Here is an 18,473-nt window from a genome sequence, read left to right on the forward strand (position 1 = left end):
ACCATCGGCAACACTCCGCGATCGGCAAGATTCCGCCCATCACCAGGTTGACCAACCTGCCTGGGCAGTACACCTAGGCCGCCACCTCGGGGACCGCTCATCCGCCCAGACCTTCCTCGAAAACCTCGCCCGTCGATGCTCCGCTCGGGCGAAGACGAACGTAGCCGTTTCTCCCTCAATTGGGCGACCCCAAAGCCCTGTGAATAACAATGTTCAAGGACCGTTCACTTTCCGTCACCACTCCAGTCACCGCGCTCAGAAAACACGGTATTTCCCCTGTTCGAGCCCATAATTGAGACCGGCGTCACAAAGGCCGGAACCTAATACACGGCAAATAATTCAGCGATCCACATAAAAGCTCCCCCGGTTCCTATCCTTTATTGAAGTTCGATCACCTTCGGGGCAATAAAATCAGCGCGATCGATAAATCGGGGCAACGCTGTTCAAGGCGTCCCTGCGGCGAACCACACCTGCGCCGACACCTCGCGGGTTAGCGTTCATGAGGTGGACATTCCCCCGATCGATCTCGGCTCCTGGATCTCCCGGCGGGCCGCCGCAACGCCGAACCTCCCAGCCATCACCTACGGCGAAAGCACTTGGAACTACCGAGAATTCGCGAATCGCATCGACCAGCTGGCGGCCGAACTGGCCGCCGGGGGAATGCAGCGCGGGGATCGGGTCGGCTACGCAGGCCTGAACCACCCGGACTTTCTGGTCACCCTGTTCGCGGCCGCGCGAATCGGCGCCTCTTTTGTGCCGCTGAACTGGCGACTGACCACCGACGAGCTCGGCTACATCCTGAGCAATGCGCAGGTACACACCCTGGTAGCCGACGCCGAGCGCGCGACGGTGATCGATCCGGTGCGCGCGCAGGCCGGGCTACGCCGGGTGATCGCGCTGGCCCCGACCCCGGGCTGGGAAGTGCTCGACGAACTGCTGGCCGGGCGGGCGCCACTGACCGACCCGGTGTTCGCCGACCCGGATGACGTCGCGGTGATCATGTACACCTCCGGCACCACCGGGCACCCCAAGGGCGCCATGCTCACCCACGCAAACCTGTTCTGGAACAACGTCAATGCGCTGCTCACCTTCGACACCAGCCAGAACGACGTGTCGTTGGTCTGCGCTCCGCTGTTTCACATCGGTGGGCTCAACGTCACCACGCTGGTGACCCTGCAGAAGGGTGGCCGGATCGTGCTGATGCCCACCTTCGATCCGGCCGAAGCGTTGCGGCTCATCGCCGACCAGCGGATCACCACCATGTTCGGGGTGCCGGCGATGTTTTTGTTCATGAGCCAGCGGCCGGAGTTCGCCGAGACCGACCTGTCCAGCGTGCGCAGCTTCGTCTGTGGTGGCGCGCCGGTGCCCGAGCCGCTGATCCGCCGCTACGCAGAGCGCGGTATCCCGTTCGCGCAGGGCTACGGGCTCACCGAGACCGCCCCGCTGGCCTTGGTGCTGCGCACCGATGAGGTCGGCGTGAAGATCGGTGCCGCGGGTAACCAGGTGCTGCCGCTGTCTGATGTGCGGCTTGTCGATCTCGAGAACCAGCCGGTGCCCGCCGGCACGCGCGGAGAGATCTGTGTGCGGGGGCCGCAGGTGATGGCCGGCTACTGGCGAAATCCCGACGCCACCGCGGCGGTGATCGACGCCGAGGGCTGGTTCCACACCGGCGATATCGGCCAGGCCGACGACGACGGTTATGTCTGGGTGCTCGACCGGGTGAAGGACATGGTGATCTCCGGCGGCGAGAACGTCTATCCAGCCGAGGTCGAAGACGTGCTCTACGGACACCCGGCTGTCGCCGAAGTGGCCGTGCTGGGCACCCCGCACGCGAAGTGGGGCGAGGCGGTGACGGCCGTGGTGGTCCTGCGGCCGGGCGCCACGTTAGAGCTCGATGAGCTACGCGACCACGCCAGGGACAAGCTCGCGGCGTTCAAACTGCCGATCCGGCTGGAGTTCGTCGACGCCCTACCCCGAACGCAGTCCGGGAAAGTGGTGAAGTACCAGCTCCGCGACGTGCTTTCGGACCGACCAGACGGACAGTGACCTCACAGATTTCTTCAAGGTGATCCGCAGTCATCTTCCAGTGGACTGCGGACTTTGTTAAGTTACGGTAAATTCCGGATCTGAGACCCCTAAATCTGGTTCGGCGTTACGGCCGCGACCGCTGCACCGAGAGGCACCTGATGTCGCGCCAGCGCAAATCCGTTGCACCCCAACGCCGTCACCGCACATTGGCAGCAGGCGCCGCGCTGGCACTGGGGCTGAGCCCCCTGGGATTCGCCCCGACCGCCAGCGCCGATCTGGAAGACCTGTTCGACCCGAGCTACTGGTTGGACCCGACCAGCTGGTTCGAGCCGGGCGATGTCGGCAGCGCGGTTTTCGACCCCGATGCCCTGGGCCTCGGGGATCTGTCGACCTGGTTCGACGGTGTGGGAGCGGCCGACTTCAGCTTCTCGGCGTTCAGCTTCGATGACTTCACGCAGAGCATCTACCTGGATCTGCACGCCGGCATGCAGGACTGGATGTCCAGCTCGTTCGGGCAGCAGTTCGGCGATCTGATCAACCCACTGTTCGCCTCCGACTCCGTGTGCGGGCTGATCTGCAATGGTCTCGCCGGCACCGAGGACGACCCGACCGGCGGCGGCGGTGGCTGGCTGTTCGGCGACGGCGGCGCGGGCTATGACTCCGATGTGGCTGGCCTGGCCGGCGGCAACGGGGGCGCGGCAGGCTGGTTCGGCAATGGTGGCGCCGGCGGTATCGGCGGCGCCGGAGCCGACGGCGGCGACGGCGGCACCAGCGGGACGCTGATCGGTATCGGCGGCGCGGGCGGCGACGGCGGCGCGGGCCTGGCCGGTGCGAACGGCGGCAACGGCGGCGACGGCGGCGACGCGACCGGAAAGTGGTTCTCCTTCGGCGGCGTCGGCGGAAACGGCGGGGCCGGCGGCGACGCCTTGGACGGCACCGGCGGCAATGGAGGCCTAGGTGGCAACGGCGGTTCCCTGGCCGTGGCCGGTAGCCCCGACAGCGGCGTCAAGCACAGCGGCGCCTACCTCTTCAAGATCGGCGGCGAGGGCGGTAACGGCGGGGCCGGCGGTACCGGGCTGACCGGCGGCGAAGGCGGTAACGGAGGCAGCGGAGGCTTCTCAACATCTCAGGTGCCCGGGGTCGTCGGCAGCTCCGGCGGACAGGGCGGCGCCGGCGGCGACGGCGACACCGGGGGTGCAGGCGGAAACGGCGGAATGGGTGGCGGCGCCACCTCCGTCTTCGGCCTGACCGGCGGTAGCGGCGGCCTGGGCGGCGCCGGCGGAGCCAGCGACGGTGACCAGGCCATCGGCGGAGCCGGTGGCGCCGGTGGTCAAGGCGGTACCGTCGTTGGGATCTTCGGCGGCGCTGGCGGTGCGGCCGGCAACGGCGGCGCAGGTGGAGCCGCGACCGGCGACGACAGCATCGCCGGTGCTGGAGGCACCGGCGGCGCCGGCGGCATTGCCATGACGACGATCTTCAGTGGCACAGGCGGCGCCGGTGGAGTCGGTGGCGTCGGCGGCGCGGTCTCCGGCGTCGGCAGCGTCGCCGGTGCAGGTGGTGACGGCGGCACCGGCGGACTTGGCAGCATTCTTGTCGGTGGCCTCGCCGGCGCGGGCGGCACCGGCGGAACAGGCGGCGCCAGCACCGGTACCGGTGGCATCGCGGGCAACGGAGGCGACGGCGGCAGTGCCGGTTCGCTGGGCAGTGTCTACGGCTCGCCCAGTCAGTGGGGTGCGGCCATCACCCAGCTCGCCGCCCTCACCGGTAAGTCCACTGAGGAACTGCAGGCCCAGCTCGACAGGCTCGCCGAACTATCCGGGAATCCGCTAGCTAACTTGATCTCGGCCAGCAGCATTTTCGGCGGCAACGGCGCCGACGGCGGTGCCGGTGGAACCGGGGGCATGGCCAGCGGCGCCGACGGTCTCGCGGGAGACGGCGGCCATGGCGGCGACAGCAGCGGCGGTGGCATGTTAGGTGGCGCGGGTACGCCCGGTAATGCTGGTGCAGGCGGTAACGGTGGCAACGCCAGCGGCAGCGGTGCCGTCGCCGGCAACGGCGGTACGGGCGGCAACGGCGCCATAGCCTCGCCGATCGGCGGCAACGGCGGCGTCGGCGGCGTCGGCGGTGTGGGTGGCAACGGCTCCGAAGGAGCTCTGGCCGGCTACGGCGGTAGCGGTGGAAGCGGCGGGGCCGGCAGCCCGTTCAGCGGCAGCGGTGGCGCCGGCGGTGCCGGCGGTGCCGGGGGCACCAGCGGCGGCGGCGTCGCCGGCCAGGGCGGTGCCGGTGGAGCCGGCGGTACCGGCTTGGGCGGCCTGTTCAACAGCTTCAACAACCCCGGCGGAATTCCCGACACATCGCCCAGCGCCGGTGCCGCCGGCGGTGGCGGCGGCGGTGGCGGCGGCGCCGGGAATGCCGGCAGCGGTGGTGACGGTGGCGCCGGCGGCGCGGGCGGCATGTCCAACGGTGGCCAGGGCGGCACCGGCGGTGCCGGAGTCGACGGCGGCACCGGCGGCAGCGGCGGCACAGGCGCCGCGGGCAGTGGCACCAACTACGTATCCGGCGGGGTCGCCGGCGGCTCCGGCGGCAACGGCGGTGCCGGCATCGGTGCAGGCAGCACGGGCGGCAACGGCGGCACCGGCGGAGGCAGCACCACCGTGCAGGGCGGCACCGGCGGCAACGGCGGCACCGGGCTGGATGGCGGCACCGGCGGCAACGGCGGGCAGGGCGGCGACGCGGGCACCAGCGGCTCCGACCACACCACGCGGGGTGACGACCCGGCCGACACCACCACCCAACCCGGCGGTACCGGCGGTGCCGGCGGCAAGGGCGGCGCCGGAGGCACCGGCACAGCGACCGCTAATGGCGGCGACGGCGGCGCCGGTGGCAACGGCGGTAACGGTGCGAACGCCACCGAGTCCGGCCCCGGCGGTGCCGGCGGCGCGGGCGGCGCCGGCGGCACCGGGGGCCAGATCGGCCCGAACGGCGACGGTAGCGGTGGCGTCGGGGGCAACGGCGCCGACGGCGGTGCGGACGGCGCGGCTGGTGAGGCCGGCGGGACCGGCGGCAACGGCAGCGCCGACGGAACCCCGGGCGCGCCCGGGACGCCCAGCGCGACTTCCGACAGCGCAAGCTGACCTGATCCACGCCACCCTCCAGGTGGCAGGATGAACGGATGGCAACCGGTAGCACCGCGCCCTTCGACCCGATCGATCCGCTGAGCCTGGACACCCTGCTCTCCGACGACGAAATCGCGCTGCGCGACACCGTGGCCAAGTTCTGCGCCGAACACGTCATGCCGCACATCGCCGAATGGTTCGAGATCGGCGACCTACCGGCGCGCGAACTGGCCCGGGAGTTCGGCAAGCTCGGGCTGCTGGGCATGCACCTGGACGGTTACGGCTGCAGCGGGGCATCGGCGGTGCATTACGGATTGGCCTGCGTGGAGTTGGAAGCCGCCGACTCCGGCCTGCGCTCCCTGGTGTCGGTGCAGGGCTCGCTGGCCATGTACTCGATCTACAACAACGGTTCCGAAGAGCAGAAGCAGCAGTGGCTGCCGGGCATGGCCGCCGGTGAACTGATCGGCTGCTTCGGACTGACCGAGCCCGACGTCGGCTCCGATCCGGCCGGGATGACCACCCGGGCCAAGCGTGACGGATCCGATTGGGTTCTCAATGGCCGCAAGATGTGGATCACCAACGGCTCCATCGCCGACGTCGCGGTGGTCTGGGCGGCCACCGACGACGGTGTCCGCGGTTTCATTGTGCCCACCGACACCCCGGGGTTCACCGCCAATACCATCCACCACAAGCTGTCGCTGCGCGCCTCGATCACCAGTGAGCTGGTGCTCGACGACGTACGTCTGCCGGCCGAGGCCATGCTGCCCAAAGCCCGCGGCGTCAAGGGCGCATTGGCCAGCCTGTCCGAAGCGCGCTACGGAATCATCTGGGGCGCAATGGGTGCGGCCCGCTCGGCCTGGCAGGCGGCCCGCGACTACGCCACCCAACGCACCCAGTTCGGCAAGCCGATCGCCGGCTTCCAGCTCACCCAGGCCAAACTCGTCGACATGGCCCTCGAACTGCACAAGGGACAGTTGCTCTCCCTGCACCTGGGCCGGCTCAAAGACAGCGCCGGGCTGCGCCCCGAGCAGGTCAGCTTCGGCAAGCTCAACAACACCCGCACCGCGTTGGAGATCTGTCGCACCGCGCGAACCATCTTGGGCGGCAACGGGATATCACTGGAATACCCGGTGATTCGGCACATGGTCAACCTCGAGTCGGTGCTGACCTACGAGGGCACCCCCGAAATGCATCAACTGGTGCTCGGCCAGGCCTTCACCGGCCTCGGCGCCTTCCGCTAAGACGGGCCGGGACCGCGCGGTCAGGAACCGGTAGCCGCGGGCGGCCCGTCGTCGCCGGGCTGGCCCGGCTGACCGGGTGTGCCGGGCGTTCCCGTACTGCCACCGTTCGCGCTTGTCGGGCCGGGCTGACCGGGCTCACCAGCGGCACCGCCCTCGGCGCCCGTACCACCGGCTCCACCGGTCCCGCCGTCGCCGCCGTTCCCGCCGGTCGGGTGACCGTCGGAGCCCGTGGTCTTAGCGCCCCCACCGACTCCACCGTTCCCGCCGGGACCGCCGTTATTGCCGGTCCCGCCTTCACCGCCGGTTCCGCCGGTGCCGCCCGTCCCGCCGGTAGCGGTGCCGCCCTCGCCGTGCGACGTCGCGTCGCCGCCTGCTCCACCGTCACCGCCGGCACCGCCGACCGGCCCGGCCGTCCCGGCGGCGGTGCCTGCGCCCACGCCGCCCTGACCACCGTCACCGCCGGTGGCGTTTCCGCCGGAACCGTTCGCGGTGGCCTCTCCACCGGCCCCGCCGACGCCGCCGTCGCCCATCGTCTGACCACCGACGCCGCCGTTGCCGCCTTGGCCGCCATTGCCGCCGACCGCCGTCCCGTCCGAACCGTTGGCGGTGGACTCACCGCCGGCGCCACCGACCCCGCCGTTGCCACCGATGTCCGAACCCACGCCACCGAGGCCGCCACTGCCGCCGTTACCCGCGGTGACGTCGCCGCCGGAGCCGTTCGCCACGCCCACGCCACCGCTGCCACCGGTCCCGCCGACGCCGCCCGCACCGAACATCGAGCCCATACCGACACCGCCGACACCGCCGTCACCACCCAGCGCGCCGTCCAACCCGGTGCCGCCGGTGCCACCGGCACCGCCGACACCCATCAGCGTTCCACCGGCGCCGCCGTCGCCGCCGATACCACCGTCGGCCCCGGCACCTCCCATGCCGCCGTTGCCGATCATTCCGGCGTCTCCCCCGACCCCGCCGATGCCGTCCGCAGAGGTGCCACCGGCACCGCCGTCACCGAACCACAACCCGCCGTTTCCGCCGGCCGCCTCGGCCAAGGTGCCACCGTCGACGCCGTCAGCGCCGTTGCCGATCAAGAACTGACCGGCCAGCGTGTTGATCGAGTTGTCGACGAACTGACCCAGATCACTGGTGATCCAGGCCTGTTCAAAGCTGTGGATCATGTCGTAGGTGTTCGCGTCGACCGGGAAGATGCCGAACAGACTGTCAGCGGTGGCCTGAAGCGACGCGTCGGCGCCGGACGTACTGGCGTCGGCCGAGCCGGCCAGCGAGTTCATCGGGGCGGCCAGTGCATCCCAGTCGAAGGTGGTCGTTCCGGTATCTGCGGCCGGCGCCGCCCAGTCGGCCGGGGTGAACAGGTCCATCAGCCAGTCCAGCTCGTCGGCATGGGCCGTCGGCGCTGAGGAAAGTGAGCTGAGGCTGACCGCCGTGAACGCCGCCGCGGCAGCTCCGGCACCGAGGCTTCTCACGAAAAATTGACCGGACATCTGCACATTTCCCCCTACGTGCTGACCGAACACGCAATGTTGTGTCGGGATCGTCGGCCTGCGGCACTGCAGGTCTTTTGGTGACTCACGGGCCTGTCATACCCCCCGCCCGGAATATGGCCAGACTAACCCACTACCGGTACGAACGGAACCCGTAACCAGCAGGCCCGCAATGGAATTCGATCTATCTCGATGGAGGGGAGTCGACATCCGATGCATCCGGTATCGACTTAGGGCGCGATCTTCGCAGAAGGGGGACCGCCAGCCCGGGTTCATCAACGATCGGCCAGGACCGAGGGCCGATGACGGCCGAATAATTCTCACATGGCAGGCTTGTGAAAATGACGAGTCGCGAGGTTCTTGGGCAACAGGCGGCGGCATTCCTGGCGCTGCACCAACCGGGCAACCCGGTGTTCCTGCCAACGGTGTGGGACGCGTGGTCGGCAAAGCTGGCCGCCGGCGCCGGTTTCGCCGCGCTGACGATCGGCAGCAAGCCGGTCGCCGAATCTCTGGGCAAGACCGACGGCGAAGGTATGTCGTTCGCCGAAGTCCTGGACCGAGCACGCCTGATCACCGCCGCGGTCGATGTGCCGGTGTCACTCGACATCGAGTCCGGCTACGACCAGTCCCCCGACCGCCTGGTCGACGGCCTGCTGGACGCCGGTGTGGTCGGGTGCAACATCGAGGACACGGTGCACAGCGAAGACAAGCGACTGCGGTCATCGTCCGAGCACGCGGAGTATGTGGGCGCGCTACGGGAGGCGGCCGGCCCCCATCTGGTGATCAACGCCCGCACGGACCTGTTCCTGCGCAAAGACGGTGACGACACCGACCGCATCGACCGCGCCATTGCGCGGCTGACCGAATGCGCACACGCGGGAGCGGATGTGCTCTACCCGGTCGGTTTCCACGACGCAGAGACACTACGTGTCCTGGCCACCGCCCTGCCGAAGCCGGTCAACGCGCTCGCCGCACCCGACACCGCCGACCCTGCCTCGTTCGGACCGCTCGGCATCGCGCGGATCAGCTTCGGACCGCTGTTGCAGGTCGCCCTCGGCAAGCACGCCAATGAGGTCCTGGCCCGCTGGGCCTGAGCGCAGCCTTCCCGACCGTCGACACCGAATTTGACACCTGTTAAGTTCGTCGTCGTGGACAACATTCGCGGTAAGACCATCGCCATCACCGGCGCCGCCCGTGGCATCGGGCTGGCCACTGCCACCGCCCTGCTGGCGCGTGGCGCTCGCGTCGTCATCGGCGACCGTGACGTCGCGATTCTCGACAAAGCGGTCAAGCAGCTGAGTTCGGGCGGCCAGGTCAGCGGCCACCCCCTCGACGTCACCGACCGCGAATCATTCTCGGCCTTCCTGGACAAGGCCCGCGCCGACGGCGACGGCCACATCGACGTGCTGATCAACAATGCCGGCGTCATGCCGGTCGGGCCGTTCCTGGACCAGACGCAGGAGACCATTCGCTCGGCGACCGAGGTCAACTTCTACGGCGTGCTCAACGGCTGCCAGCTGGTGCTGCCCGAGATGATCAAGCGACGCAGCGGCCACATCATCAACATCGCCTCGATGGCCGGGATCGTCGCGGTGCCGGGCCAAGTGCTGTACGCCGGAACGAAATTCGCCGTCGTCGGCCTGAGCACCGCGATGTCCGATGAGTTCGCCCCGCAGGGCGTCTCGGTCTCCGCCGTGCTACCGACGTTCACCAACACCGAATTGATCTCGGGCACCTCGCCGTCGGCGGCGCAGAAGCCGGTGGAGCCCGAAGACATCGCCGCCGGGGTGATCAAGGTGCTCGACAAGCCCAAGACCCTGGTCTCAGTACCCGGTTTCGGGCGTCGTGCCGCGATCATGGCAACCCTGCTCCCGGATCGGGCCCGTCGCTGGCTGAACAAGAAGACGCAGAACGACACCGTGTTCCTGCAGTTGGACACCGCGGCCCGCAAGGCGTACGAGGATCGCGCGCAGCACGCCACCGGCGTCGTCGAAGGCGACTGAGCGACCGGCGCTACGCCAGCGCCTGATCCAGGTCGGCGATCAGATCGTCGGTGCCTTCGAGACCGACAGAGATACGCACCACCCCGTCACCGAGGCCGATCGCGGCGCGCCCGTCGGGCCCCATCGCCCGGTGGGTGGTGGTTGCCGGATGGGTGATCAACGACTTCGCATCCCCCAGATTGTTGGAGATGTCGATCAGCTTCAGCTTGTCCAACAGCGCGAATGCCCGCTGCTTGGCGCCACTTTGGGGGCCGTCGAGTTCGAAGGTGATGACGGTGCCACCGCCGGACATCTGTTTGCGCGCCAGATCGTATTGCGGGTGCGACGCCAAGAAGGGGTAGCGAACCCAACTCACCGCCGGATGCTGCTGGAGGAACTCCGCGATCTTGAGCGCCGCGGAGTTTGCGTAGTCAACCCTAATGGCCAGCGTTTCAAGACCTTTCAACAAGATCCACGCGTTGAAGGCGCTCAGTGCCGGTCCGGTGTGCCGCATCAGGGTCTGCACCGGTCCGTCGATGTAGTCCTGGTCGCCCAGGATCGCCCCGCCCAGGACCCGCCCCTGCCCGTCCAGGTGTTTGGTGCCCGAATACACCACCACGTCCACCCCAAGCGGTAGGCCCCGCTGCAGTAGCGGGGTGGCGAACACGTTGTCCAGCACCACTTTCGCGCCGGCGGCGTGCGCCAGCTCAGTGACCGCGGCGATGTCCACCAGGGACTGCATCGGGTTGGACGGCGTCTCGAAGAACACCGCGTTGGTGGGTACCGACAGTGCCTGCTCCCACTGCGTCAGGTCCTCGCCGTCGACGAAGACGGTTTCCACGCCCCAGCGCGGCAGGATCTCGTTGCAGATCACGAAGCAGGATCCGAACAGGCTGCGCGCGGCCACCAGACGGTCGCCGGCCTTCAGCAGCGCGCCGAGCGCCACGAACACCGCCGCCATGCCGCTGGCAGTTGCGAACGCTGCCGGAGCCCCTTCGATCAGGCGCAGCCGTTCCTCGAACATCGACACCGTCGGGTTGCCGTATCGCGAGTAGACGAACCGGTCGACCTCCCCGGTGAACGCCTGCTCGGCAGCGGCCGCCGAGTCGTAGACGTATCCCGAGGTCAGGAACAGACCCTCGGCGGTCTCCTCGAACTGGGTGCGCAGCAGGCCGCCGCGCACCCCGATGGTTGCCGCGCTGACACCGTCCGGCAGCGGTTTCGGGATGCGGACGGAGCGGGTCGGTTCCGGCTCGCTCATGACTGCGTCCAGGGCAGTCCGACGGCCCGCCACCCGGTACCACCCCGGTGGCCGTGCTCGTCGAGGTTGCCCTCGAAGCCGTCCAGCACGTTGTAGGACGGCGTCAAACCCAGTGCTGTACCGGCTTCGGCGGCCCCGATGGAGCGGTTGCCCGAGCGGCACAGGAAGATCGCGGGCCCGCTGGCGACGCGCGCCGCCAGTTCGCGGGAGAAGTCGAGATTGGGTGTTCCGTCGGAGTGAACCCACTCGATGCAGATCACGTCGCGGCCCAGACCGGACACATCGGGCAGTCCGACGAAGCGCCATTCGGCGTCGGTGCGCACGTCGATGAGCGTCGCCGCCGAGTCATCGCGCAGTATCGTCCAGGCCTGCTCAGGGGTGATATCTCCCGCGTAGCTCACCTGCGGAAGTCTCCCACCTCCGGCCGGGTTCACGCCATGGGGGTTCACGGCCAGAGCTTGCCCAGAACGGTCGCCACCTGCGCCGCACGGTCGCGGGCAACCACCACGTCCGGCCCGGTGGCCAGCGCCAAACCCAGCCGCCGGCGGGGGTGCCCCTCGTGGTGGGAGAACACCACCGCATCACTTTCAGTCACGCTGAGTGCATCGGCGACCACCGCCACGCTGTCCGGTGTGGCCTCGGCCGCGGTGCCGGTGCGGCGGCGCGAGTAGATGAGCCGGGCGGCACCGGGCGAGACCATGATGGTGTCGGTCGCCAGTCCGAGGATCCCGCGCGCCTGCAGCTCAAAACCGGAGAGCCGTTGCGTGCGCAACGTCAGCAGCGTGGCGTCGTACGGGCGCACATCGACCCCGGCGAAATACACCTCATCGCCGTATACCAGCAGCTCCACCCCGAACAACCCGCGTCCACCGAGGGCGCGAGCGACTCGCGCGGCGATCGACTTGGCCGCATCCAGCGCCACGGCGCTCATCGGGTGAGGTTGCCAGAACTCCACTGTCAGTTGCCCGTTCGGCTCCTCGACACTGCGGTGACCGATCGGCGCGCAGAAGTCCAGCGCCGGTCCGTCCGGACCGTCACGATGGACGGCCAGCAGGGTGACCTCGCTGTCGAACTCCACCACGGTCTCGGCCAGCACCCGCGGCGGCATCTCCGCGACGCTTGCCGCCACTGCGCGCTGCCACGCGGGTTCGATGTCGCTGTCGCGGACCATCACCGAACGGCCCTCGCCGAGCGCGCCGCCCACCGGTTTGACCGACATCGGGTAACCGGCCCGCTCGGCCACCGCGCGCAGTTCCTCGACCGAGCCGGCGAACCAGAACGGCGCGGTGGGCAGGCCCAGCTCGTCGGAGGCCAGCCGCCGCATGCCCTCGGGGTCTGCGGCCAACCGGGCCCCGCGGATCCCGGGCACCACTTGGGTGAATCCGGTGTCAACGGAGTCGGCCAAGGCATCGGTGGCCACCACCTCGGCGGCGACCACCACGAATTTCGGCTGCAACCATCGCAGGGTCGCCGCCAGTTCGTCCTTGTCACTGAGATCGACCACCACCGAGCGATCGACGACGCCGTGCAACGCGCCGTCGGCGTAGCGGTCGACGGCGATCACCTCGGCACCGAGGCGCTGCAGCGCCGTCACCAGCTCCCGCCCGAGATCACCGGACCCCAGCAACACAACCCTGGTACGGCTAGGACCGTCGGCGGACAACCGGTCGGTCGCAAACTCACCCGCCTCGCCGTTCACCGCCCCACCCTCCCCGCGCCACGGCAATGTTGCATGCTGCTCCAGGATAGGGGTGAACGCGAACGGAGGTGCAGCGACGGTGAACGCCGCACTGTTGGGCCCCCTGGTGGCCGCAGTGCTGGTCGCGGCCATCGCACGGCACCGCCAGCTGTCCGCGCCGCTGGTCCTGGTGATCACCGGCCTGCTGGTCGGACTGATCCCCGCGGTGCCGGAGATCGTCCTGCGGCCCGAGCTGGTGCTGTTCGTGATCCTGCCGCCGCTGCTGTGGTCGGCCGGTTTGGAAAGCTCCGTGATCAGCATGCGCCGCAACAAGCGACCCATCATCCTGCTGGCCGTCGGGCTACCGCTGGCCAGCACCGTCGCCGTCGGCGTGGTCGCCTACTACACCGTGCCGGCGCTGACCCTGGCCGCCGCACTGACGCTGGGCGCGATCGTGGCGCCGCCGGATGCGGTGTCGGCCACCGCCATCGGCCGTCGAGTCGGATTGCCACGTCCGATCATGACGCTGCTGGGCGGCGAGAGCCTGCTCAACGACGCGACCGCCCTGACGGTTTACAAGGTGTCGCTGGCCACGGCGATCGGCGTGGCGACCGGCTGGGGAATGGGTCTGCTGACCTTCGCACTGGCCGCGGTGGGCGGCGTGGCGGTCGGCGTGGCATTCGGGGCAGTCATCGTGGTCATCCGGGCCCGGTTGACCGATCCGGTGGTGGAGAGCGCGGTCGGGCTGCTGGCCCCGTTCGTCATCTACCTGGCGGCCGAAGAGATCCACGGCTCTGGCGTACTCGCGGTGGTGGTCGCCGCATTGATCCTCGGGCAGCGCTTCACCCGCGCCCATTACGCCACCCGCCTGCAGGACCAGGCCGTCTGGCGTGCCGCGCAACTGGTGCTGGAGTCGTTGGCGTTCCTGCTGATCGGGCTGCAACTGCCGGCGGTCGTGCAGAACATGCAGGGCGTGCGCTTCTCAACCCTCACGGTTGCGTCGCTGGCGGTGTTCGGGACGCTGCTGGCAGTGCGGGCGCTGTGGGTGGTGATCTTCGCCTACGCCCCCCGGATGCTCTCGGCGAAGGTCCGGCAACGCGAATCCGCACCGACCCCGGGGCAGGTGTTCGTGCTGGCCTGGGCCGGCATGCGCGGTGTGGTGTCGCTGGCGGCCGCATTCGGTGTGCCGCTGACAACGCTGTCCGGAGAACCGTTTCCGGGGCGTCCACAGCTGGTGTTCTTGACCTTCGTGGTGGTGGTCGGCACCCTGCTGCTGCACGGTCTGACGCTGCCCTGGGTGATCCGCCACCTGGGCGTTCCCACCAACCAGGACCACGCCGATGCGGTAGCCGCGGCCGCCGCGCAGGACAAGGCGGCCCTGGCCGCGGCCCAACGGCTCGACGAAGTGCTCGCCTCGACCGAGCCGTCGCCGGCCAGCGAGCGCGCCGCCGACGCGTTGCGCGGCCTGAACACCCGGCGGCGCAACGCGGCTCGCGAGCGGCTGCGACGTTTCGACCCCGACCACGACGACAGCGACGAGACCGCCGCCGCGGCGTTTCGCCGGCTCCGGCTGGAGATGCTGGCTACCGAGCGGGCGGCGCTGATCCATGAACGCGACATCGGCCGCATCGACGACCAGGTGCTGCGCACTGTGCTGCACCGGCTGGATCTGGAAGAGGCGACACTGAACCTGGACTAGCGGGCCTGGCACATCGGCATACAGTTGGTCCCATGAGCGCGCTGACGTCACCGAAGACCTACACCGGCCTGGCAGCCTTCCAAGCCGCCGACGCAGTGCTGTGCGCCATCTCGGTGCCCTACATCGCCAAAGCACTCGACACCGTGCAGGTCCCGCAAGAGATCCGGCCGGTCCTGCCGATCGTCAAAGCCGCTTCCGCGGTCGGCCTGCTGTCGGTGCACCGGTTTCCGGGCCTGGCACGGCTGACCACCGCGGCGTTGACGTTGTATTTCGTCCTGGCGGTCGGTGCGCACATCCGGGTGCGCGACAGCATCGTCAACACCGTGCCGGCCGCGTCGTTCCTGGCCCTGTTCGCGGCGATGACGCTGCGCGGGCCGCGCCGAGACGGCTGAGCTCAACGGCGCCGACCCGCCGCGCCCGGCTCCGCCGCGCTTGCGATCGACGCTAGGGCTGCCCCGGCAGCAGTCGCACCATCAGCCCCTGCGCCTCGGCCAGCACGGTGCCGTCGGAGTCGGTGAGCTCGGCGGTGATGAACGCCTTGCGCCCCTCGGCCTTGTCGATCCGGCCGTGCACCAGCAGCGGGGTGTCGATCGGGGTGACCTTGCGGTAGTCGACATGCAGGAATGCCGTCCGGCTGATCGGGCGGTTCGCGGCGTGCACCACCATCCCGAACATCCAGTCGAACAGCAGCGGCAGCACGCCGCCGTGCACCGCGGAGTTCCCGCCCACGTGGAAACGGCTGAACGATCCCGTCATCGAGACGCCGTCGGCCTCAAACCGGCTGATCCGCCACGGCGGCAGCAGCAGGCTGCCCATGCCCGGCATCGACGGTGCCCGCCCGGCCGGGGCGACGCCCGCGGGTGCCGGGTACTTCTCCAACAACCCGACCAGCGCTTCGACGCGGTCAGCGGCGTCGTCCCAGGTGGCGTCGTCGGGGTCGGTCGACACCGCCAGGTCTTGCAGGCGCCGCATGGTGGTGACGAACCGCTCGAAACCAGGGCTCGGGTCGACGACCCCGTAGTCGGGGAAACCGCCGTGGTTGGCGTAGTCGGGATCGGTGGCCGGGTCGTCCGCGCCGGCCAGCGGCTGTCCCTCGCTCACGCGCCGCCGCCCCTCACGACGTCGCGTCGCACAATGGTCTGCTCGCGTCCGGGACCGACCCCGATGCACGAGACCTGGGCGCCGGCGATCTCCTCGAGCCGTGACACGTAGTCGCGTGCGTTGGCGGGCAGGTCCTCGAAGGTGCGGGCCCCGGAGATGTCCTCCCACCAGCCCGACAGTTCCTCATAGATCGGCTCGGCACGCGCAAATTCTTCCTGGGTCATCGGCAGCTCGTCGGTGCGCTTGCCGTCGACGGTGTAGCCGACACAGACCGGCACGGTCTCCAGGCTGGAGAGCACGTCGAGCTTGGTCAGGAAGTAGTCGGTGATGCCGTTGACCCGGGTGGCGTAACGAGCGATCACCGCGTCGAACCAGCCGCATCGCCGCTGGCGCCCGGTGGTCACCCCGACCTCACCACCGGTCTTGGACAGGTATTCGCCGTAGGAGTCGAACAGCTCGGTGGGGAAGGGCCCCGAGCCGACTCGAGTGGTGTAGGCCTTCAGGATGCCCAGCACCGTGGTGATGCGGGTCGGTCCGACGCCGGAGCCCACCGCCGCGCCGCCCGCGGTCGGGTTGCTCGACGTCACGTACGGGTAGGTGCCGTGGTCGACGTCGAGCAGGGTGCCCTGCGAGCCTTCCAGCAGCACGTTCTCGCCGCGGTCCAGCGCGGCGCCCAGCAGCAGGCTGGTGTCGGCGATGCGGTGCTTGAAACCCTCGGCCTGCTCCAACAGGTCTTCGAGCACCTGTTCGGGTTCCAGTGCCTTGCGGTTGTAGATCTTGACCAGCACCTGGTTCTTGAAATCCAGGGCGGCCTCGATCTTCTGGGCCAGCGACTCGTGGTCGAGCACGTCGGCGACCCGGATCCCGATCCGCGCGATCTTGTCCTGGTAGCAGGGCCCGATGCCGCGACCGGTGGTGCCGATCTTCTTGCTGCCCATGTAGCGCTCGGTGACCTTGTCGATGGCCACGTGATAGGGCATCAGCAGATGCGCATCGGCGGAGATCAGCAGCCGCGAGGTGTCCACGTCACGGCGTTCCAGGCCGGCCAGCTCGTCGAGCAGCACCCCCGGATCGACCACCACGCCATTGCCGATGACGTTGGTGACGTGCGGCGACAAGACCCCGGACGGGATCAGGTGCAGCGCGAAATTCTCCCCGGTGGGCAGGACCACCGTGTGGCCGGCGTTATTGCCGCCCTGGTAGCGCACCACCCACTGCACTCGTTCACCGAGTAGGTCGGTCGCTTTACCTTTGCCCTCGTCGCCCCACTGGGCGCCGATGACGACGATTGCCGGCATGGAATTCTCGCTAACTGTCTTGGCTTACTGTGGTCCAGCCGGTGACTGAGCCTATCTGAAGAGATTCACAAGGAGCGTGTTGAACGCCACTAACGGCACCAGGAGCCTGAAGAGGCCGCCCGAAACCGCCGTCTTGCTGTTTGCCGGACGGCCACTGCCACGCCCCTTGCGGGGGCTGCCGACAGTGCCGGTCGGCGACGATGCGAGCGACGGTGACCTGGATGCCGCCATCGCCCGTTATCGCAGGTTGGTGGTGGTAGGCGGCGACGCGGACCTGGCGAAGACGTTGACCCGGCTGCTGCGCACCGACCGGCTCGACGTCGAGCTCGGTTACGCACCGCGACGGCGCACGCCGGCCACCGCGGCCTACCGGCTGCCGGCCGGGTGGCGGGCCGCGCGGCGGTCCCGGCGGGGTACCGCTGCGCCAGTGCCACTGATCCGCGACGACGCCGGCACCGTCCTGGTGGGCGTTGGCCGGTGGCTGCCGGTGGACGGCGCCGCCGTGCTGCGCGGTGAGGGAATCGTCGACGACGCCGCCCTGTTCGACGGCGAGGTGAGCGCGGTGCTGATCGAGCCGATGGGCGCCGCACCGGGCGTGCGCGCCGGCGTCCCGGACCGGCGCGGCCGGGTACGACGCTGGGTGGCTGGGCGCGCGGCCCAACTGGGCACCACCGGTGCCCTGGTGGTGCGCGACGGCAGCTACAGCAGCCGGACGGTGAAGCGGTCTACCTTTTATCGGCACATCGAGGACTGGCTGCTGGTCGGCTAGCTTCTACTGCGTGAACGTGCATCCCCTACGCGGCCAGGCGGTACGGCCCAGCCCGGTGTTCCTGGCGCTGGTGGCCTTGACCGCCCTGGGCGGTGTGTTGGCGTGGCGGGCCGGTGAAGAGATCCGGCCGCTCGCCTACGCCGGGGTGTTCGTGTTCGTCATCGCCGGCTGGCTGGTCTCGTTGTGTCTGCACGAGTTCGGCCACGCCTACACCGCCTGGCGGTTCGGTGACCACGGCGCGCAGATGCGCGGCTATCTGACCCTCAACCCGCTGCGCTACACCCATCCGGGGCTGTCGCTGGTGCTGCCGATGCTCTTCATCGTGCTGGGCGGCATCGGCCTACCGGGCGGGGCGGTCTTCGTGCAGACGTCGTTCATGACGCCGCGACGGCGCACCCTGGTCAGCCTGGCGGGTCCGGCGGCCAATCTGGTGCTGGCCGTGCTGCTGTTGGGCGCCACGCGAGCCTTCTACGACCCCGCGCACCCGGTGTTCTGGTCCGGGGTGGCGTTTCTGGGCTTCCTGGAGCTGACCGCGGTGGTGCTGAACCTGCTGCCGATACCGGGGCTGGACGGCTATGGGGCGCTCGAGCCGCACCTGAGTCCGGCGACCCGCCGCGCCGTGGCGCCCTTCCAGCAATGGGGCCTGCTGGTGCTGCTGGTGTTGTTGCTTGCCTCGCCGGTGCTGAACCAGAAGTTCTTCGCACTGGTGTTGTGGTTCTTCGACCTGTTCGACGTGCCGCGCCTGTTGGTGTCGTGGGGTCTGAGCCTGACGCAGTTCTGGAGCACCTGGTTCTGAGTTCC

General features: G+C 69.3%; 15 protein-coding genes. 9 read left to right on the top strand and 6 right to left on the bottom strand.

The genetic code is table 11. The annotated features are described in order from the left end of the window. The first annotated feature begins 504 nt into the window (after nucleotides 1–504). The 3 genes from ACJH71_RS20335 (at nucleotide 505) to ACJH71_RS20345 (ending at nucleotide 6,385) form a co-directional block, all read left to right on the top strand. Nucleotides 505–2,046 (top strand): acyl-CoA synthetase, encoded by a 1,542-nt coding sequence (locus tag ACJH71_RS20335; RefSeq protein ID WP_406759791.1) that lies wholly within the window; start codon nucleotides 505–507, stop codon nucleotides 2,044–2,046. A 140-nt stretch (nucleotides 2,047–2,186) separates the two neighbouring features. Then, nucleotides 2,187–5,162: a PGRS repeat-containing protein gene (locus tag ACJH71_RS20340; protein WP_406759792.1), complete on the top strand. Its 2,976-nt coding sequence runs from the start codon at nucleotides 2,187–2,189 to the stop codon at nucleotides 5,160–5,162. Nucleotides 5,163–5,200: 38 nt separating this feature from the next. Then, complete coding sequence (locus ACJH71_RS20345) at nucleotides 5,201–6,385, top strand: acyl-CoA dehydrogenase family protein (RefSeq protein WP_406759793.1); 1,185 nt, start codon at nucleotides 5,201–5,203, stop codon at nucleotides 6,383–6,385. A 20-nt stretch (nucleotides 6,386–6,405) separates the two neighbouring features. Here ACJH71_RS20345 and ACJH71_RS20350 read toward each other — a convergent pair whose 3' ends face one another. After that, nucleotides 6,406–7,884 (bottom strand): PGRS repeat-containing protein, encoded by a 1,479-nt coding sequence (locus ACJH71_RS20350; RefSeq protein ID WP_406759794.1) that lies wholly within the window; start codon nucleotides 7,882–7,884, stop codon nucleotides 6,406–6,408. A 341-nt stretch (nucleotides 7,885–8,225) separates the two neighbouring features. Here ACJH71_RS20350 and ACJH71_RS20355 point away from each other — a divergent pair, with 341 nt between their 5' ends. After that, nucleotides 8,226–8,978 carry an isocitrate lyase/phosphoenolpyruvate mutase family protein gene (locus ACJH71_RS20355; protein WP_406759795.1) on the top strand — a complete coding sequence of 251 codons (753 nt, stop codon included), beginning with the start codon at nucleotides 8,226–8,228 and terminating at the stop codon, nucleotides 8,976–8,978. Between the two features lie 54 nt (nucleotides 8,979–9,032). After that, nucleotides 9,033–9,887, top strand: a complete 855-nt coding sequence (locus ACJH71_RS20360; RefSeq protein ID WP_406759796.1) for an SDR family oxidoreductase — start codon at nucleotides 9,033–9,035, stop codon at nucleotides 9,885–9,887. 10 nt (nucleotides 9,888–9,897) lie between these two features. Here the strand turns inward: ACJH71_RS20360 and ACJH71_RS20365 are convergent, their stop codons facing one another. From ACJH71_RS20365 to purT, 3 genes are read right to left on the bottom strand one after another with little or no spacing between them, the layout of a single operon-like run. Beyond that, nucleotides 9,898–11,127 carry an O-succinylhomoserine sulfhydrylase gene (locus ACJH71_RS20365; protein WP_406759797.1) on the bottom strand — a complete coding sequence of 410 codons (1,230 nt, stop codon included), beginning with the start codon at nucleotides 11,125–11,127 and terminating at the stop codon, nucleotides 9,898–9,900. After that, nucleotides 11,124–11,528 carry a rhodanese-like domain-containing protein gene (locus ACJH71_RS20370; RefSeq protein WP_406759798.1) on the bottom strand — a complete coding sequence of 135 codons (405 nt, stop codon included), beginning with the start codon at nucleotides 11,526–11,528 and terminating at the stop codon, nucleotides 11,124–11,126. Before ACJH71_RS20370 ends, ACJH71_RS20365 begins: the two co-directional genes overlap by 4 nt. Nucleotides 11,529–11,572: 44 nt before the next feature. Next, nucleotides 11,573–12,958 carry a formate-dependent phosphoribosylglycinamide formyltransferase gene (gene purT / locus ACJH71_RS20375; RefSeq protein WP_406759799.1) on the bottom strand — a complete coding sequence of 462 codons (1,386 nt, stop codon included), beginning with the start codon at nucleotides 12,956–12,958 and terminating at the stop codon, nucleotides 11,573–11,575. Here purT and ACJH71_RS20380 point away from each other — a divergent pair. Continuing rightward, the gene (locus tag ACJH71_RS20380; RefSeq protein ID WP_406759800.1) at nucleotides 12,906–14,504 is read left to right on the top strand and encodes a Na+/H+ antiporter; all 1,599 of its coding nucleotides are present in this window, start codon (nucleotides 12,906–12,908) and stop codon (nucleotides 14,502–14,504) included. The two genes, purT and ACJH71_RS20380, sit on opposite strands and share 53 nt — an antisense overlap. Nucleotides 14,505–14,536: 32 nt before the next feature. Further along, nucleotides 14,537–14,896: a DoxX family protein gene (locus tag ACJH71_RS20385; RefSeq protein ID WP_406759801.1), complete on the top strand. Its 360-nt coding sequence runs from the start codon at nucleotides 14,537–14,539 to the stop codon at nucleotides 14,894–14,896. A 52-nt stretch (nucleotides 14,897–14,948) separates the two neighbouring features. Here ACJH71_RS20385 and ACJH71_RS20390 read toward each other — a convergent pair whose 3' ends face one another. Together ACJH71_RS20390 and ACJH71_RS20395 are read right to left on the bottom strand one after the other, a co-directional pair. Beyond that, nucleotides 14,949–15,587: a PaaI family thioesterase gene (locus ACJH71_RS20390; RefSeq protein WP_406759882.1), complete on the bottom strand. Its 639-nt coding sequence runs from the start codon at nucleotides 15,585–15,587 to the stop codon at nucleotides 14,949–14,951. Nucleotides 15,588–15,601: 14 nt separating this feature from the next. After that, the gene (locus ACJH71_RS20395) at nucleotides 15,602–16,903 is read right to left on the bottom strand and encodes an adenylosuccinate synthase (RefSeq protein ID WP_406759802.1); all 1,302 of its coding nucleotides are present in this window, start codon (nucleotides 16,901–16,903) and stop codon (nucleotides 15,602–15,604) included. 79 nt (nucleotides 16,904–16,982) lie between these two features. Between ACJH71_RS20395 and ACJH71_RS20400 the strand changes: the two genes are divergently transcribed. Beyond that, a complete protein-coding gene (locus ACJH71_RS20400) occupies nucleotides 16,983–17,672 on the top strand; it encodes a peptidase M50 (RefSeq protein WP_406759803.1) in 690 nt (229 codons plus the stop codon). A 10-nt stretch (nucleotides 17,673–17,682) separates the two neighbouring features. After that, nucleotides 17,683–18,468, top strand: a complete 786-nt coding sequence (locus tag ACJH71_RS20405) for a site-2 protease family protein (RefSeq protein ID WP_406759804.1) — start codon at nucleotides 17,683–17,685, stop codon at nucleotides 18,466–18,468. Nucleotides 18,469–18,473 lie beyond the last annotated feature (5 nt).

Origin of the sequence: Mycobacterium sp. SMC-15 (genome assembly GCF_045310925.1) — a bacterium.
Lineage (GTDB): Bacteria > Actinomycetota > Actinomycetes > Mycobacteriales > Mycobacteriaceae > Mycobacterium.

What these genes read in the sequence shown, in the direction of transcription:
- ACJH71_RS20340 (WP_406759792.1), top strand. Translation starts at nt 2,187, where the DNA reads ATGTCGCGCCAGCGCAAATCCGTTGCACCCCAACGCCGTCACCGCACA.
- ACJH71_RS20345 (WP_406759793.1), top strand. Translation starts at nt 5,201, where the DNA reads ATGGCAACCGGTAGCACCGCGCCCTTCGACCCGATCGATCCGCTGAGC.
- ACJH71_RS20350 (WP_406759794.1), bottom strand. Translation starts at nt 7,884, where the DNA reads ATGTCCGGTCAATTTTTCGTGAGAAGCCTCGGTGCCGGAGCTGCCGCG.
- ACJH71_RS20355 (WP_406759795.1), top strand. Translation starts at nt 8,226, where the DNA reads ATGACGAGTCGCGAGGTTCTTGGGCAACAGGCGGCGGCATTCCTGGCG.
- ACJH71_RS20365 (WP_406759797.1), bottom strand. Translation starts at nt 11,127, where the DNA reads ATGAGCGAGCCGGAACCGACCCGCTCCGTCCGCATCCCGAAACCGCTG.
- purT (WP_406759799.1), bottom strand. Translation starts at nt 12,958, where the DNA reads ATGGCCGCGACCAGCACTGCGGCCACCAGGGGGCCCAACAGTGCGGCG.
- ACJH71_RS20385 (WP_406759801.1), top strand. Translation starts at nt 14,537, where the DNA reads ATGAGCGCGCTGACGTCACCGAAGACCTACACCGGCCTGGCAGCCTTC.
- ACJH71_RS20395 (WP_406759802.1), bottom strand. Translation starts at nt 16,903, where the DNA reads ATGCCGGCAATCGTCGTCATCGGCGCCCAGTGGGGCGACGAGGGCAAA.